Source organism: Methanobrevibacter sp. UBA188, from assembly GCF_905234905.1.
Classification (GTDB): domain Archaea; phylum Methanobacteriota; class Methanobacteria; order Methanobacteriales; family Methanobacteriaceae; genus Methanocatella.
The window spans coordinates 1-15,754 of the sequence record NZ_CAJOJM010000038.1 but is presented as its reverse complement, the minus strand read 5'-3'; the positions used below and the strand labels follow the sequence as shown (position 1 = coordinate 15,754).

Below are 15,754 nucleotides of genomic sequence, written 5' to 3'. Positions count from 1 at the left end.
ACAATATGACAATATTGCAACATTAGTCATCAACGAGGCTATCGGAGAGACTTTTTCCCAAATCAAAATCTAAAGGCTCGGGAATTAATTCAATACCGCTTAACTGATTATCACACCTATAAACAAGAATTTCAACACCTTCAGCATATGCTTCGTTTAATGTCTGACTAAATATAGGATCATTTTCCCAGTTCGGTCTGAAAAATTCACCTGCAGGATGTTGAATCAAGAAAAACACACAACAGCGATTTCCTTCTTTTTTAAGTTTAATTAATTCCCTAAGGTGTTTTGCACCCCTTTCAGTTGGAGCGTCCGGAAATCTCGCTTCACCATCAATTATTAGAGTAACCCCTTTCACCTCTACAAAGCAGGAATCACCATTTGAATTTTCCAAGTATATATCTATCCTTGAATTGTCTACACTTTTTTCTCTTTGATGATGATTATAACCTAAAAGTTCCTTTATTTTACCTTCAACAACAGCATCATACACAATACTGTTAGCTTGCTGTGAGTAAAGTGATACCAACACACCCTTATTTTCTACAAAATGAAGTGAGAATTTTGTTTTTCTGTTTGGATTATCAGACGGCTTAAGCCAAACTATAGCATTTTTAACTAGAAGTTCCTTACATCTGCCAGTATTTGGGACATGAGCAATTTCCAAATTGCCATCAACCTCAACTTCTGCTATGAATCTATTTGGCCTTGCTTTAAAAATTCCCTTAACATAATCCATTTTTTATCACACTGCCTATGTATGAAACCAAATCAGTAGCTGAAAATCCATTACCTTTAATATTATACGCTTCATCACCTGCAAGACCATTGATAAATGTTGCCAAACTGGCTGAGTCAAAAGAAGATAATCCCTGAGATAATAAACTGGCAGAAATGCCAGCCAAAGCATCACCAGTTCCACCAACAGTCATTCCAGCATTACCACTTTTATTGATTTTAAACTTGTTGCCAGACAATATCAAGTCATATTTTCCCTTAACAACAACAGTTCCTTTAATTTGCCGGATAATCTTTTGGAATTCGGTAATATTCTCATCAACTTTAGAAAAGTCATATGAATCAATATCCAATTTTAAATCATTCTCAACTTTAAAAAATGATTTGAACTCAAAAATATGAGGTGTTAAAATTATATCTTCACGATTTTTAATTAATGACAATTCAACCTGTTTTAACGCATCAGCATCCAAAACAATAGGTTTTTTAATTTTTGTAACCAAAATATTGAATAACTTTGAAGTATCCTCATCAATACCTGCACCCGGACCAATTAAAACCGAATCTACATTATCAACAAGAGATAAAATCTCATCAGAGTGTTTTAAAGATAATTTATCACCTTCCAATGATTTCACAATCAAATCTGGAGAGGTTGATTTAATGGCTTCAGCAGCATTTTGAGGGGAAGCAACATAAACCAAATCGGCTCCAGCCCCAATTGCAGCCATTCCTGCAATAGCTGGAGCACCGGAATAATCTTTACTTCCACCAATTACAAGCAAACGACCATTATTACCTTTATGAGATGATGAATCACGATTTTTTAGCCTTAAAAAATCACCATAATTAACGAAATATTCTGCTTCGAACGGAATTCCAATATCTGCAGTTACAAGACCTCCAACAAGTTCTTCATCGGCATCCCTCACACCAGTTTTAATTTTATGAAAACTTATTGTATAATCCGGAACCACTGCCAAATCATTTATTTCACCAGTTAAAGGATCCATTCCAGAAGGCACATCAACACTTATTGTAATTCCATTGGATTCATTAATAATTTCAATTGCCCTTTTGATATTTGTTTGCAATTTTCCGTGGATCCCAGTTCCTAAAAGTCCATCCACAATAACGAATTCCGAATCTTTGCTTTGAGCTACTTCGCATGAATTGATATCTTCAAGAGTTTTTAAATTATAAATGTTTAAACGTGACAAGCGAGGTTTCATATTTTCTAAAATTTCCAGATTAGTTTTTGCATCATCAGAACGAATATTTTCTTTCAGCATATAAATATCAACATCATACCCTCTGTTTAATAAGTAACGTGCTGCAACAAATCCATCACCACCATTTCCACCAGAACCTGTGAAAATAACAACTTTTACAGGCTTGGCAAAAGTATAAACTGCAATTTTACCAACCTCTTCAGCAAGAGATTTTCCCGCAGATTCCATCAAGCATAACCTTGATAATCCCAAATATTCACAATTATAGTCTGTAACCATCATATCAATCGGATGCAAATAATCACCTTAAATTAAATATAAGTATCGGATATAAATATAATTATCTTAAATATAAGGAAAAAGCATATGAGAAAAATCACACGAAAAATTTTGACAAGATTGCCTACACGATATGCAGCTACAGGCGTGGCATTAATAGCACTATTATTCGCCTATGGAATTATCGGTTCATACATCATATTGGGTCTGGGTCCAATTGATTCCATCTATTATGCGGTCATTACAATGACAACTGTAGGATATGGAGATTACATACCGGATACAGGTATTGAAAAACTATTTGCAACAACATTGGCATTAGGCGGAGTAGTATTACTCGCATATGTATTTAACGTTATCTTAACAAATTTTCAGGAAAAAGTGGGGAAATATTCGAAGGGAGTTCGAAAAATGAATGCAATTGATAAAATGGATGAATACTACATCCTTTGTGGATATGGTAGAGTTGGAAAAGTAGTTCTTGAAGAACTTATACAAAGAAATCAGAATGTAATCCTAATTGAAAAAAACGAAGAGAATAGTGCCAATATTAAAGAAAATGATTCTGTTGTTGTCATTAATGAAGATGCAACTGAAAATAATTTAATTGCAAAATTAGCTGGTGAAAAATGCCAAAGTGTAATTATCAGTATTGGAAATGATGTGACAAATTTATTTATTGTTTTAACAGTCAGAGAAACCAATCCTGATGCATGGATTGTATCAAGATGCAGTAAACTTGAAAATAAATCCCGACTTAAAAGAGCAGGAGCAAACAAAATTGTTTCACCAGAAATAGTTGGTGGAAAAGACCTATATTATCAATCAGCAAAACCACATAGTTTAAGGTTAACAGTCAGACACACATCAGATGAAATCTATGACGAATTTGAAGTCATAAGCAAACACAACTGCACTCTAGAAAACATTGATTACCACATTCCAGGAATTGAAACACCACTCAGACGCAGAATTATAACAAAAGACCTGCAAGACGGTAAAAATTTTAGAGATTACTTAAAAAGCCATCCTGATGCTAAAAAATCTTTAGATAACCTCTACACGATGGTCAATAACCTTCATTCACATGTTATTTCAGGTCCGGACAATACAGCATTAGAATTATTGATAAAAGACCTGGAAAAAAAAGAAGAAATTATTGGAAAAAATTTATCCGACAAAGAAATTGCCAAAATAACAAAAAAAGAATTAGAGAAATAATACATATAATCTTTTACAGCAATTTTACTTACATTTTAGATATAATAGTCAAAGCTGATAGACCACTTATACTTAAAAAAAAAGAACCAATAAGAATAGAACAATAACAAATTCAATTTGAAATCAAACATTATTGCCATCAATCAAAAGAATTAAAATAAAAAAAAAGAAAAGAGAGTTAATCTCTCTAGAATAAGTCTTGTAAGTGAATTTGGTAAGGACCTAAGTTTCCACCGTAGTTACCAGCACCGATTTCGATAACACCAGGAACTTGACAAGCAGCTTCAATACCTGCTTTCATAGCAGCTTTAACTGATTCTTCGTCTACACCATCAATAACGATTTCCATGTTTCCGAATACGTTTTCTGGTAATTCAGTATCTACTTGATCTTTTAAGGTTACACATTCTTTTTCGTTGGTAGATGCACTCATGAAAGAGTATTTGGAACCAGTTTTAGAACCAGAAGCAACCATACCTCCGGAGAAAGGAGTAATTACACCTGCAACTGCGTGAATAGCATCAACAGCAGCTTCAGCAGCAACGATTGAAGCCATTTGACTGTCAGCCATAATGAAGAAGTTTCCACCAGCTACTCCATCTTTCCATCCCATTTCATCTTCTACTAAGAATTCACCAGACATGATAGGAATAACGTGCATTTTTTTACCATTTACATCTTTTTCAGTTTCATATCCGTCACCGAAGAATTTGAGTTGTTTTCCTGTTGGGAAGGATTCTTCACTTTCAAGAGCGTTGAATGCTGCTGCAGTAGGAGCAGTTAAAACACATTGTCCGATTCTGTCCATAATTTGTCCGCCTAAAGATTTTTTAGACATGTGACAAATCATAATTGCATAACCAGGTCTTCCATCCGGAGATTCAGTTGGAGGAACATATTGGTCGATACCTGCTTCTGCAGGACATCCTATAACTGAAGTAGCAAATCCAGTAGCTTCAGTAGCTGCAATTTTAGCTAAATGTTTAGTAGCTGCAGTAATAATTAATCTAGATACTTTAATTCCGAAACCTTCAGCAAAGGTATCTTGTATATTTACGCCATTAATTTCCATTTTTTCACCATTAAGTTCGTTGAAAATTAGATTAAAAAAAATAATTTAAAAAAAATTATAAATTAAACTAATTTCCTACAACATTTAAAGATATATTTTATTATTAAAATAAAGTTTTCTATTTGAAAATTACATTCCAATTAAACAAAAAAAGTGTGAAAATATATGAATTATTTATCAATATCGTCCGTTTCCTCATTTATTGATTCTTCAATTTCACCAGATGATGATGCTGACACCTTATCTAATACTGATGAACCATAATAAGGCAATATTACCAAACCGATAATTGTAGCCATCCAAAAGGAAATTAACCTTTCAACAACAGTTGCTGCAGCACTTACTGAAGATGAAATACCTGCAGCAGAGTAGAAAATAATCATCACCCCATCAATAGCTCCCAAACCACCTGGAAGAAGTGGAATCATACCTACCAATGATGCGACAATGAATACTTCACCAATAGTAATAAGACTTACATTGGCTCCAAATGACATGAATACCAAATAAACCCTGATAATTTCAAAAATCCAAATTACAAAAGACAATGGGATAGTATAATACATGACCTTTCTATTTGAAATCAATAATTTCATTGTGTCCTGGAATCCTAAAATTGCATCATGTATCTTTTGCTCCAATTCTTCAGAATTTTTCTTATAAAATCTTCTAACAAGACCAATAATCCATCCATCAACTCTTTGACCAAAACCAGGATTAATACACATGTAAATGATGACCATCAAAACAATAACAATTGCAATAACTGCCAAAACCATTACAACAAGCAACCATGTATCAAAATTAAAATACAATGCCATTGCGGCAATTGTAATGGCTGCCAATACAACAAATGGAAATGTATCCAACGCCCTATCGGCCACAACAGTTGCAAATGTCTCTTCAAACTGATAGTCCTTACGTTTAGCAAGAACATATGCCCTTACAGGCTCTCCACCACCACGTCCAGACGGAGTAATGTTATTTACTGCAAGACCAACAAGCACCATCGGAAGCAATTCTTTAATTGAAACATCCTTATCAGTGAGCTTATTAAGAATTTGCCAACGCAAAGTATATAGAAAATAAGTAAAAACCTGAGTTAGAATAGCTAACGCTATGATAAGTGGATTTGCCATTTTTAAAGCATCGATAACTTGGTCAATACCAACAAACCACAACATTACGAGTAAAATAGCTACACTAAATATCAATAAAAATATAGTTTTGCGGTCCATAAAGTTTACCTACTTATTATTATAATTATAATTTTTTTCTTACTTATAAATTTATATAGATATTTATTCAAAGTAATACAATAATGAGGTATATAACTAAAAGTGATTTGTTAATTGTTGCAAGGGATTCAGGGTATCTTATGATAGGAATCGGAATAATGTGCCTTGTTCCGTTAATATTCGATTTAATATACTTTGAATTTGATGTCATTAGCTTTGTAATACCTGCAGCGATTTCTATTGCTTTAGGAGTTGCTTTTAAAAAATATTTTGAAAATTCTACACCTAAAAAAATGCGGCTCAAACATGGAATGATGATTTCATCCTTTGCATGGTTGTGGGCAAGTATTATCGGAGGGATTGTCTTTACATTATCTACAAACATACCGATTGTTGATGGTGTTTTTGAAAGCATGTCCGCATTAACCGGTACCGGAATAACCATGTTTGAAGATGTCGAAATATTACCTCATAGTATCTTATTTTTTAGAGCTCTCGAACAATGGATTGGAGGTTTGGGAGTTGTTGTTATGGTGATTGGTGTTTTGACAAAACCAGGATCCGTTTCATCAAAACTTTACCAATCAGAAGCTCGTGATGAAAGGATTAAACCAAGTATTAAAACCACACTGCAAAAAACATTGGAAATCTATGCAATTTATACCGTTTTTGGAGTGATATTATACGTTTTAGCCGGAATGCCTCTTTTTGATTCAATCTGCAATTCATTCCATATAATTTCAACCGGCGGAATGAGCATAAAAAATGCCAATATGGGCTACTATCAAAATGATATAATATACCTTATTTCAATTGTTTTAATGATTTTAGGAGCTACCAGCTTTTTAGTGCATTATAAGGTTATTAAAACAAGAGGAAAATCATTAATTCATGACTTGCAATTCAAAGTAATAATTGGAGTAATAGCATTTGTTACTGTAATACTTTACTTTATCTCAAACATCGTGCCGATAGATTTGTTATTTACAGTTGTTTCAGCAATCACAACCACCGGTGCAAGTGTTGCAATGCCTGCTGAAATGGCAGGTTGGCCACCGTTTGTCATAATCTGTTTAATGTGTTTGATGCTGACTGGGGGATCAAACGGATCCACTGTAGGTGCAATAAAACTTGTGAGAATGATTACATTTTTCAAGGGAATATACAGGCACATCAGAGAAATTTTATCCCCTGAAGGCCGTGTTGTTGCGGTTAAATTAAATGGTCACAAAATTCCTGAAAAGGCAATATCACAAGCGGGAAATTACATTACTTTATACCTGATGTTTATAATGTTTACATGGGCTTTGTTCTGTCTATATGGCTATGACCCATTTAAAAGCTTATTTGCAGCAATGTCCCTTCAAGGTAACAACGGTTTGGACCTTGGAATAGTCAACCACACATTAAATCCAATAATAAAAATTGTGAGCATGTTCGACATGTGGACCGGAAGGTTGGAAATATATCCAGTATTAATTACATTAAGAGCATTTTTTGAAATTTTCAAAAGATAATATTTATAATGTCCTAAAATAAATATTGATTATCAAAATATAATTGAGGCGATTTTAATGTATGTAATCATTATGGGTGGAGGTCGTGTTGGACTTGCACTTGCAAATTTATTAATTGAAGATGGATATGACATTACATTAATTGAAAGTGACGAGTCATTATGTAGCGAAGTTGCAGCAGAGCTTGATGCATTGGTTATTTGTGGAAATGGAACCAGTTCCAAGTTGCTTGAAGAAAGTAATATTGAGGATGCTGATTTCTTTATTGCTACAACCGGAAATGACGAAGCAAACTTACTTTCATGTATTCTCGTTAGAAAATATGACGTTCCAAATATCATTGCACGTGTAAGTAATCCAGATCACGAAGAAGCATTTAAGGAAGTTGGAATAGACCAAGTAATCAGTCCAGAGATTACAGCAGCAGGATATCTTCAAAAAATCGTTACAAGACCAAATGTTGCTGAATTAATCACACTTGGGGAAGGAGATGCTGAAATCCTTGATATGACAATAACTAACGATAAAATAATAGGAAAACGTTTTAAAGACATTTCCCCAACAAAAGAATACATTATTATTGCTACGTACCAACACGGAAAATTAGTTATTCCACAGCCGGACAATACCATTAGCCGTGGAGAGAAAGTTTCCGTTCTTGTTAAAAGAGGAAACTTTAAAAAAGTTTCTAAAAAATTAGAGAAGTAGAGAATAAGACATTTTAATATGTTCTTTTCCATTATTTTCTACAATAGGACCATGGCCGGGATAGATATTTTTAATATCTAACCTTGTCAATTTTTCAACGCTATTTTTCATATCATCATAGTTTCCGCCAATATCCATTCTACCGACTCCACCACCAGCAAAGATAGTGTCGCCTGATATTAAGTTTTCACCATCCCATAAACAGATTCCGCCGGCAGTGTGACCAGGGGTATGAATGACTGTAAAATTTGAAATTTCATCACCATCTTCAAGCTCAATATCCACTTTCGAATTGCCCTCATGAGAAAAGGCAGACATTGATGTGCCTAAAGAATCTTCATTTTTCATTGAAATTGCATCCGCTTTATGAACTGCAATTTTAGCATTTGGAAACAGATAATTTCCACCAATATGGTCAAAGTGACAGTGAGTATTGATAATTAATTCAATATTCTCCGGTTCAACACCATTTTCACGAAGTTTAGAGAATAAATAATCTTTATTATCTCCCGCACCAGTATCCACTAAAGTATTGCCATTAATCAAATAACAATTAGAATCGTAATTAAAACCTAAAATAAAAATAATATCATTAGAACTCATGAAGAATAATATTGACAATAAAGTAATTAAAATTTTTGAAAAAAAAGTTTTGTAGAAAAATGGGGTCACAGGGATTTGAACCCCGATCCTGGGATTTCTCTTGCCTCAGTACTCCAATTGATCATCACAACGGATACTGTTCAGTTACGCGTATATTTCTTCAAAGACAACTGGAGTCCCAGATGATGCCAGGTTACACCATAACCCCACATATAACATACAATAATAGATATATTTTAATTATATATAAACATTACCATTTAGTTAAAATTTCATTTGTTTATCAATTCCAGCTATTTCATCAATTTCAAAGCCTTTTTCAAGAGCATAATCTTTTTCTACTTTATAATTTCCATTACGAGTACGAGGAGTATTTTTAGGTTCTAAAAACAACCATTTAGTGTATTTAAATCTAACTCCAATATAAGCCTTCGCACCAAATATTTTTGAAAATTCACAAAGTGCTTCAATTTGAGGAGCATCAATATAAACTTTATCTTTAGTAGTCGTTTTAACCTCAATTGCCAAATATAATTTACCGTTTCCAGCTACAACATCAGGTAATGGATTTTTAGTTGCACCTCCAGATGCTGGAGCCCTCATAGCTGCAAAATTCCTTTCCCAAAGTTTATGTACCAAATCCCTTTCTTCGGCTGAACCTTTTTTAGCCATATTAACACCTTATACTCAATAATTTGTAAAAACAACATATATAAACTAAATGAGAGAGCATCTGAAAAGTAATGAAAAAATCTTAAAAAAAAAGTTTTTATAAAATGGGGCCGGAGCCGAGATTCGAACCCGAGTCCCGGGATCCACAGTCCCGGAGGATGACCACCTACCCTACCCCGGCATGAGTACAAATAAAAAAATATGTTAAAGTGCGGGAGCAGGGATTTGAACCCTGGTAGACCTGCGTCAACAGGTCCTAAGCCTGTCCCCTTTGGCCTCTCGGGCACCCCCGCTTATAAAAAAGAAAGGATACTATAGAAACCATTAAAAATCTTAACAAATTTTTTAATGCTCCGGCCGGGATTCGAACCCGAGTCTTCGGCTCGAAAGGCCGAAATGATTGGCCGGACTACACCACCGGAGCATACATATAAATAAAGTTTTAGTAACATGGGCCCAATGGGGTTCGAACCCATGGCCTTCCGGTTATGAGCCGGACGCTCTACCTGGCTAAGCTATGGGCCCTCAAAGCGCCATCGACAGGGCTCGAACCTGTGACCAATCGGTTAACAGCCGAACGCTCTACCTACTGAGCTACGATGGCATATAATAACCCATCTACTCAACCAAATAAAACCCATGTTTAAAAATCAAAAGACTTTAAACAGTAATAATAACTATGCATAGCATAGTATATAAAGCTTTTGGTTTTTTCCACTTTATTGGAAAAAACAAAATAATTTTACAATAATAGATTATATGAACTAATATATAAACTTTAAGAATCAATATAAAAACATGGATTCTAACATATTTGATATGCTTAAACAAGCTAATGAAACAACTTTAAAACATCATGGAAACTTAATTACACTTGAAAGAGCTGTTTTCTTATCCTGGTGGTGTGATAAGGGAGATTGTGCTTTTTGTTATATGTCAACACAAAAAAACAAAATTAAAGACCCCAAAAAAGCCAGACGAAACATAAGCAATATTTATGCAGAAGCAGAAATGTGCAAACGTCTTGACTGGAATATTGAATTTTTATCCGGAGGATATGAATCATTCACGACACAGGAGAAAAAAGAAATTGCAACAACAATAAAAGACATTACCGGCGAAGGAGTTTGGTTAAATACTGGAATAACAGATGAATTAAATGAATACGGCTCAGAAATTAAAGGAATAACCGGAGCTGTTGAAGTAGCGAATCCACAAATCCATGAAAAAGTTTGTCCTTCTAAAAAATTAGATGATATAAGCAATATGCTAGATGTAGCCGGAGATTTAGGATTTAAAAAAGCAATAACAATAATATTAGGACTTGGTGAAACATTAGATGATGTCCAATATGTTATTGATTATATCAAAAATCATAAAATTGACAGAGTAATATTCTACTCCCTAAATCCACATAAAGAAACTATTTATGCAAACTCATCCCAACCTGCATCCATTTATTATGCCCAAGTCGTAGCCCAAGTCAGACTTGCATTTCCAGATATTGAAATAATATGTGGAACATGGATCGATAACCTTGCAAATATTGGAATATTAATATTAAGCGGAGCCAATGGAATAACCAAATTCCCATTATTTAAAATGTTTGGGACAAAATATGGTAAAAGAGTCGAAGAAGAAGTTAAATGGGCAGGACGTGAACTGAAAGGAACTTTTACAGATAAAAGTAAGTTAGGTGAGAAAAAAAGTGATGTTTCACCGGAACTTGACAAATTTATTAAAAGATATGTTAAGGAATCATTAAAAAATAAATATTAATTTCGATTAATAAAAACTTTTAAATAAGCTTATTAAAATAGGTTAATAAGTCGAATATTAGATTATTTTAAAAAATATAAGTTAATAAAATTAATCTATAACATTAAAAAAATACCATAATAATTTATTAATTTTAACAGATTTTAACAATGAAAACTAAAACAATGGTATTAACAATATTTATAAATTGAAATAAACAAATATAAAGTTAATATAAAAATTATCCCATGGAGGAATTATTATTAGTGACGATGTTGATATGATGTGTGGACTTGAAATCCACGTACAATTAGAAACCGAATCAAAATTATTCTGTGATTGTCCTACCAATTATCAGGACGCACCAATAAATTCAAACATCTGCCCAATCTGTTTGAACCAACCAGGTGCTAAACCACATCCAACAAATGAAAAAGCATTGGAAAATGCATTGATGATAGCTTTGATGCTTAACTGTGAAATTGATCAAGATGTAATCTATTTCATGAGAAAACATTACGATTATCCTGATTTACCTTCAGGTTATCAAAGAACTTCAGTTCCTATTGGAATTAATGGAGAATTGAACGGAATTAGAATCAGAGAAATACACGCTGAAGAGGACCCTGGTCAATTTAAACCAGACAGAGGTACTGTTAATTTTAACCGTTCCGGAATTCCTTTAGTCGAAATTGTTACAGAACCAGATATAAAATCTCCAGAAGAAGCTAGAAACTTTTTAAAAGAACTAATACGTGTTTTACAATATAGTGGAGGAGCTCGTGGAGAAGGTACCATGAGAGCTGACGTTAACATTTCCATCAATGGAGGAAACAGAGTGGAAATGAAAAACGTTAATTCCATTAAAGGTGCTTACAAAGCATTGAAATTTGAGCTTGTAAGACAGAAAAATCTTATGAAAAGAGGAGTTGAAGTAAAACAGGAAACTCGTGCATACCTAGAATCACAAATGATTACTGTTGGAATGAGGATGAAAGAAGATGCTGATGATTACAGATTCATTACAGATCCAGATTTACCTCCAATGAAAATTAGTGATGAAACCATTCAAAGAATTCTAGAAACCATGCCTGAAGCTCCACACAACAAAGTTAAAAGATTTGTTGAAGATTATGATATTGATGAAGAATCAGCGAAAGTTTTAACATCAGAACTCGATTTAGCAATTGCATATGAAGAAGTCGTGAAAGAAGTCGATTCTAAATTTGCAGCTAAAATTATGAGAGATGAACTTAAAAGAGTTCTTTCATATAATAAATTAGACTTTGCAGACAGTGGAATTACATCTGATGATTTGATTGAATTCTTAAAAATGCTTCAAGATAAAGAAATTACAGCAAAAGCAGGTCATAAAATCATCGAACAAATGCCTAATAATGATAAATCTCCAAAAGAAATTGCTGAAGAATTAGGATTACTCGGTGTTGTAAAAGACGATGAAGTATTAGCTGCTGTAAAGCAAGCAATTGATGAAAATCCAAAAGCCGTTGAAGATTACTTAAGTGGTCAAAAAGCTTCCATCAACTTCTTGGTAGGTCAAGTAATGAGATTAACTCGTGGAAAAGCTGACCCTGGTGAAACAGTAAAATTATTGAAAGAAAATATTGAATAGAGGATGGGAACATGGCAGGGAAAAAATCTTATGTTAAAGATTATATGACTAAAAATGTTATCAATGTTACTCCAGATACAAAAACAGATGATGTTATTAATTTAATGAAAGAAAGTCGTCACAACAGTTATCCGGTAGTGGATAATGGTAAATTAGTTGGTATGATTACTGCATTTGACATAATATCAAAAGAATGGGCAGACACAGTTAAAGATTTAATGACAAGAAAATTAGTAGTCGCCAACCAAGATTTAACTATCAACGATGCATCAAGAGTAATGTTTAGAAGAGGAATTTCAAGAATGCCTGTTGTAGATGGAAACGGAGCATTAGTTGGAATCATTACAAACACAGATATGGTAAGATCACATATCGAAAGATCAACACCAACTAAGGTTGAATACTTTAAAAAGACCATGGAACAATTATACGGAATCAAAACTACATTGAAACACATGCCTGTTGAAACCAATAAATTGAGACCTACACAAGACAAAGTTTATGCAGACGAACTTGAAGGAAGAGCTTATGAATTGGAAAAAGGATTGGCAGAGCCTGCAATTGTTGTAAAATCTGGAAACCGTTGGATTTTAGTTGATGGTCACCACAGAGCAGTAGCATCCAAACAAAAAGGATACGAAACAGTGGATTCATATGTCGTCGATTTAGGTCAAGACATTAAATTAGGTATGGAAAAAACTGCAGACAGGGCAGGAATTCGAACATTCAATGATATTGAAATTATTGATGATGACAAGATCAAGCATCTGAGGATGATGATTAAATGGATAATGATAAAATCATACGCGAAGTATACGAAGTTTTAGAATCAAGAAGGGACAATCCCATTGATTCTTACACATCAAATATAATGCAAGACAGCGATAAAAAAGCTGAAGACAAAATACTTGAAAAAATAGCTGAAGAAGCTGGGGAAGTTTTACTTGCTGCCAAAAATGATGAAAATTTAGTATATGAATCTGTTGATTTGATTTTCCACACACTTTTAATCTTAGTTTACAAAGGTGTGGAAATTGATGAAGTCTTTGAGGAATTCTCCCGAAGAAGAAAATAAATTAAAAAGTACTTGGTTAAACTATGTTTGATACAGTCGCTGAAAAGAAGTTTTTACTAAAACAACTAGTTAAAAAGGATTTAACTGCAAAATATAAGGATTCTGTATTAGGGATACTTTGGAGTTTCTTTAATCCTCTTTTAATCATGATAGTGTTTACTGCAATTTTTTCAATGCTGTTCGGTAGATCCATTGAAAATTATCCAGTTTACTTTTTATCAGGAAGATTAATATACGATTTCTATAATTCTGCTACAAAAGGAGCTATGAGATCTATAAAAAGACATGCAAGTCTTTTAAAGAAGATTTATGTTCCAAAATATATGTTTTCAGTAAGTGCAGTATGTTATGAATTCGTTAACTTCCTAATTTCATTTGTAATATTATTTGGAGTGATGATAGTCACTGGTGCACAGTTCCATTTAACAAGCATATATGCAATTATACCAGTATTTTTATTAGTGATACTGATATTCGGAGTGGGATTGATTTTAGCAGTATGTAACACATATTTTTCAGATATTGGATATTTATACAATGTATTTACTTTAATTTTGATGTATGCATCAGCATTATTCTATCCTATGGAAATCGTACCTGGAACTGTACAAAAAATATTTACACTAAATCCAGTATACTCCGCAATTTCATGTTTTAGAGAATCTGTTGTGTATGGTGTTGTTCCGGATTTAAGCACATTATCTTATTTGGCTGCATTTGCATTTACAGTATTTTTCATAGGCATTTTACTATTCAACATTTATGATAAAAAATTAGCATTAGAAATTTAGAAAGGGTAATAATTATGGGCGTATTGGATAGATTTCAAAGAAATAAAAATAATTCCATGCAAAAACTGGATTCAGAAGTCGCCATTGAAGTAACAGATTTGGTAATGGAATTTAAAGTTACAAAAGATAAAATTGATACCCTTAAAGAATATGTTATTAGGACACTGAAACGTAACAAAAAAGCTAAAAGGAAAATTAGAATTCTTGATGGAATTTCATTTGAAGTTAAAAGAGGAGAAAGAGTAGGAATTCTTGGTTTTAACGGATCTGGAAAAAGTACTCTTTTAAGAATAATATCCGGAATTTATGAACCTACAGAAGGTACCGTTAAAATTAATGGAAAAGTGGCACCGTTACTTGCAATTAGTGCGGGTTTTGATAAAAACTACACTGGAAAAAATAATATTTTCCTAAATGGCGCCTTTTTAAGTATGGATGAAAATTACCTTAAAGAAAAATATGATGAAATCGTTGAATTTTCAGAACTTGGAGAATTTATTAATTATCCTGTTAAAAATTATTCAAAAGGTATGCAAGCAAAATTAGGTTTTTCAGTTGCAACTGCAATTAAACCTGACATATTAATACTTGATGAGGTATTGGGAGTAGGAGACATCAAATTCAAAAAGAAAAGTAACGCAAAAATCCAATCAATGATGAAAGAAGGTGTTACTGTGCTTCTTGTTTCTCACTCCATAGGGCAAATCAAGAAAATTTGTGACAGATGCATTTGGATTGAAAATGGAAAAATTGTAATGGAAGGAGAAGCAAAGGAAGTTTGCGACGCTTATGTAAAAAGCAGTAAAAAGAAATAAAAAGGTTTGAAAATGGATAAAAGATGGATTTTAATTATTATAATAGCAATTATTGGATTAAGTTCAATGTACCTAATTGTAGATGAATCAATGACAGTAGGTAGTGCAATTACAACTTTCAGCAAAACTACCATCACAATACCCGAAGGATTTTCTGTTGAAGACACAAGCAACAACATTGTAACATTATATAATAAAAATAATAATGAAAAAATAGAGATATGTGATTTTGGTAAAGGAAATACCGTGAAAGAAATGCAAACCAATATAACAGCAGAAATTCTTCAAGAAGAAGGTTTGAATAATGTCACAAATAGAACCTTTAATTTAGATGATACAGAAATTAATCAAACAATATTAAAAAATGGAAGTAATTCAAAGGTTGTTATTTCATATTTTTAT

The 15,754-nt window shown here is 33.0% G+C and carries 16 protein-coding genes and 6 tRNA genes; 10 read left to right on the top strand and 12 right to left on the bottom strand.

Annotation, left to right across the window (positions count from 1 at the left end; genetic code table 11):
- Nucleotides 1–22: 22 nt before the first annotated feature.
- Nucleotides 23–739, bottom strand: coding sequence for a DNA/RNA nuclease SfsA (gene sfsA / locus QZ143_RS07675; RefSeq protein ID WP_292882837.1), 717 nt, complete (start codon nucleotides 737–739; stop codon nucleotides 23–25).
- Nucleotides 726–2,267: an NAD(P)H-hydrate dehydratase gene (locus QZ143_RS07670; protein WP_292609795.1), complete on the bottom strand. Its 1,542-nt coding sequence runs from the start codon at nucleotides 2,265–2,267 to the stop codon at nucleotides 726–728. Before QZ143_RS07670 ends, sfsA begins: the two co-directional genes overlap by 14 nt.
- 69 nt (nucleotides 2,268–2,336) lie before the next feature.
- On the opposite strand from QZ143_RS07670, the gene QZ143_RS07665 reads away from it, so the two are divergent.
- Nucleotides 2,337–3,470, top strand: coding sequence for an NAD-binding protein (locus QZ143_RS07665; RefSeq protein ID WP_292609796.1), 1,134 nt, complete (start codon nucleotides 2,337–2,339; stop codon nucleotides 3,468–3,470).
- A 187-nt stretch (nucleotides 3,471–3,657) separates the two neighbouring features.
- Here the strand turns inward: QZ143_RS07665 and fhcD are convergent, their stop codons facing one another.
- Both fhcD and QZ143_RS07655 read right to left on the bottom strand, forming a co-directional pair.
- Nucleotides 3,658–4,542 (bottom strand): formylmethanofuran--tetrahydromethanopterin N-formyltransferase, encoded by an 885-nt coding sequence (gene fhcD, locus QZ143_RS07660; RefSeq protein WP_292609797.1) that lies wholly within the window; start codon nucleotides 4,540–4,542, stop codon nucleotides 3,658–3,660.
- Nucleotides 4,543–4,712: 170 nt separating this feature from the next.
- Nucleotides 4,713–5,780, bottom strand: coding sequence for a UPF0104 family protein (locus QZ143_RS07655; RefSeq protein WP_292609798.1), 1,068 nt, complete (start codon nucleotides 5,778–5,780; stop codon nucleotides 4,713–4,715).
- Between the two features lie 83 nt (nucleotides 5,781–5,863).
- Here QZ143_RS07655 and QZ143_RS07650 point away from each other — a divergent pair, with 83 nt between their 5' ends.
- Complete coding sequence (locus QZ143_RS07650; protein WP_292609799.1) at nucleotides 5,864–7,297, top strand: TrkH family potassium uptake protein; 1,434 nt, start codon at nucleotides 5,864–5,866, stop codon at nucleotides 7,295–7,297.
- Between the two features lie 57 nt (nucleotides 7,298–7,354).
- Nucleotides 7,355–8,005 carry a TrkA family potassium uptake protein gene (locus QZ143_RS07645; protein WP_292609800.1) on the top strand — a complete coding sequence of 217 codons (651 nt, stop codon included), beginning with the start codon at nucleotides 7,355–7,357 and terminating at the stop codon, nucleotides 8,003–8,005.
- Here the strand turns inward: QZ143_RS07645 and QZ143_RS07640 are convergent.
- The 8 genes from QZ143_RS07640 to QZ143_RS07605 all read right to left on the bottom strand — a co-directional run bounded on the left by QZ143_RS07640 (nucleotide 7,994) and on the right by QZ143_RS07605 (nucleotide 9,884).
- A complete protein-coding gene (locus QZ143_RS07640; protein ID WP_292882834.1) occupies nucleotides 7,994–8,608 on the bottom strand; it encodes an MBL fold metallo-hydrolase in 615 nt (204 codons plus the stop codon). The genes QZ143_RS07645 and QZ143_RS07640 overlap by 12 nt on opposite strands.
- 60 nt (nucleotides 8,609–8,668) lie before the next feature.
- Nucleotides 8,669–8,816: transfer RNA gene (locus tag QZ143_RS07635), tRNA-Trp, on the bottom strand.
- 56 nt (nucleotides 8,817–8,872) lie between these two features.
- The gene (hjc, locus tag QZ143_RS07630) at nucleotides 8,873–9,280 is read right to left on the bottom strand and encodes a Holliday junction resolvase Hjc (protein WP_292609802.1); all 408 of its coding nucleotides are present in this window, start codon (nucleotides 9,278–9,280) and stop codon (nucleotides 8,873–8,875) included.
- Between the two features lie 105 nt (nucleotides 9,281–9,385).
- Nucleotides 9,386–9,461, bottom strand: a tRNA-His gene (locus QZ143_RS07625).
- A gap of 29 nt (nucleotides 9,462–9,490) precedes the next feature.
- A tRNA-Leu gene (locus tag QZ143_RS07620) sits at nucleotides 9,491–9,573 on the bottom strand.
- Between the two features lie 56 nt (nucleotides 9,574–9,629).
- Nucleotides 9,630–9,704, bottom strand: a tRNA-Glu gene (locus QZ143_RS07615).
- Between the two features lie 27 nt (nucleotides 9,705–9,731).
- Nucleotides 9,732–9,805, bottom strand: a tRNA-Ile gene (locus tag QZ143_RS07610).
- 6 nt (nucleotides 9,806–9,811) lie between these two features.
- Nucleotides 9,812–9,884, bottom strand: a tRNA-Asn gene (locus QZ143_RS07605).
- 194 nt (nucleotides 9,885–10,078) lie between these two features.
- Here QZ143_RS07605 and QZ143_RS07600 point away from each other — a divergent pair.
- From QZ143_RS07600 to QZ143_RS07570, 7 genes are all read left to right on the top strand, one after another.
- Nucleotides 10,079–11,059, top strand: a complete 981-nt coding sequence (locus QZ143_RS07600) for a radical SAM protein (protein WP_292609803.1) — start codon at nucleotides 10,079–10,081, stop codon at nucleotides 11,057–11,059.
- Between the two features lie 259 nt (nucleotides 11,060–11,318).
- Nucleotides 11,319–12,671: an Asp-tRNA(Asn)/Glu-tRNA(Gln) amidotransferase subunit GatB gene (gene gatB / locus QZ143_RS07595; RefSeq protein ID WP_292882831.1), complete on the top strand. Its 1,353-nt coding sequence runs from the start codon at nucleotides 11,319–11,321 to the stop codon at nucleotides 12,669–12,671.
- A gap of 11 nt (nucleotides 12,672–12,682) precedes the next feature.
- Nucleotides 12,683–13,498, top strand: coding sequence for a CBS domain-containing protein (locus tag QZ143_RS07590; RefSeq protein WP_292882828.1), 816 nt, complete (start codon nucleotides 12,683–12,685; stop codon nucleotides 13,496–13,498).
- Nucleotides 13,456–13,746: a phosphoribosyl-ATP diphosphatase gene (hisE, locus tag QZ143_RS07585; protein WP_292609806.1), complete on the top strand. Its 291-nt coding sequence runs from the start codon at nucleotides 13,456–13,458 to the stop codon at nucleotides 13,744–13,746. Before QZ143_RS07590 ends, hisE begins: the two co-directional genes overlap by 43 nt.
- A 23-nt stretch (nucleotides 13,747–13,769) precedes the next feature.
- A complete protein-coding gene (locus QZ143_RS07580; protein WP_292882825.1) occupies nucleotides 13,770–14,537 on the top strand; it encodes an ABC transporter permease in 768 nt (255 codons plus the stop codon).
- Nucleotides 14,538–14,551: 14 nt separating this feature from the next.
- Nucleotides 14,552–15,352 (top strand): ABC transporter ATP-binding protein, encoded by an 801-nt coding sequence (locus tag QZ143_RS07575; protein WP_292609808.1) that lies wholly within the window; start codon nucleotides 14,552–14,554, stop codon nucleotides 15,350–15,352.
- A gap of 12 nt (nucleotides 15,353–15,364) precedes the next feature.
- Nucleotides 15,365–15,754, top strand: a 390-nt coding sequence (locus tag QZ143_RS07570) for a hypothetical protein (protein WP_292882822.1), incomplete at its 3' end; no start/stop codon positions are given.

Bases quoted from the DNA above. Each gene is read 5' to 3' on its own strand.
- sfsA (WP_292882837.1), bottom strand. From the start codon at position 739: ATGGATTATGTTAAGGGAATTTTTAAAGCAAGGCCAAATAGATTCATA.
- QZ143_RS07665 (WP_292609796.1), top strand. From the start codon at position 2,337: ATGAGAAAAATCACACGAAAAATTTTGACAAGATTGCCTACACGATAT.
- fhcD (WP_292609797.1), bottom strand. From the start codon at position 4,542: ATGGAAATTAATGGCGTAAATATACAAGATACCTTTGCTGAAGGTTTC.
- QZ143_RS07655 (WP_292609798.1), bottom strand. From the start codon at position 5,780: ATGGACCGCAAAACTATATTTTTATTGATATTTAGTGTAGCTATTTTA.
- QZ143_RS07650 (WP_292609799.1), top strand. From the start codon at position 5,864: ATGAGGTATATAACTAAAAGTGATTTGTTAATTGTTGCAAGGGATTCA.
- QZ143_RS07645 (WP_292609800.1), top strand. From the start codon at position 7,355: ATGTATGTAATCATTATGGGTGGAGGTCGTGTTGGACTTGCACTTGCA.
- QZ143_RS07640 (WP_292882834.1), bottom strand. From the start codon at position 8,608: ATGAGTTCTAATGATATTATTTTTATTTTAGGTTTTAATTACGATTCT.
- hjc (WP_292609802.1), bottom strand. From the start codon at position 9,280: ATGGCTAAAAAAGGTTCAGCCGAAGAAAGGGATTTGGTACATAAACTT.
- QZ143_RS07600 (WP_292609803.1), top strand. From the start codon at position 10,079: ATGGATTCTAACATATTTGATATGCTTAAACAAGCTAATGAAACAACT.
- gatB (WP_292882831.1), top strand. From the start codon at position 11,319: ATGATGTGTGGACTTGAAATCCACGTACAATTAGAAACCGAATCAAAA.
- QZ143_RS07590 (WP_292882828.1), top strand. From the start codon at position 12,683: ATGGCAGGGAAAAAATCTTATGTTAAAGATTATATGACTAAAAATGTT.
- hisE (WP_292609806.1), top strand. From the start codon at position 13,456: ATGGATAATGATAAAATCATACGCGAAGTATACGAAGTTTTAGAATCA.
- QZ143_RS07580 (WP_292882825.1), top strand. From the start codon at position 13,770: ATGTTTGATACAGTCGCTGAAAAGAAGTTTTTACTAAAACAACTAGTT.
- QZ143_RS07575 (WP_292609808.1), top strand. From the start codon at position 14,552: ATGGGCGTATTGGATAGATTTCAAAGAAATAAAAATAATTCCATGCAA.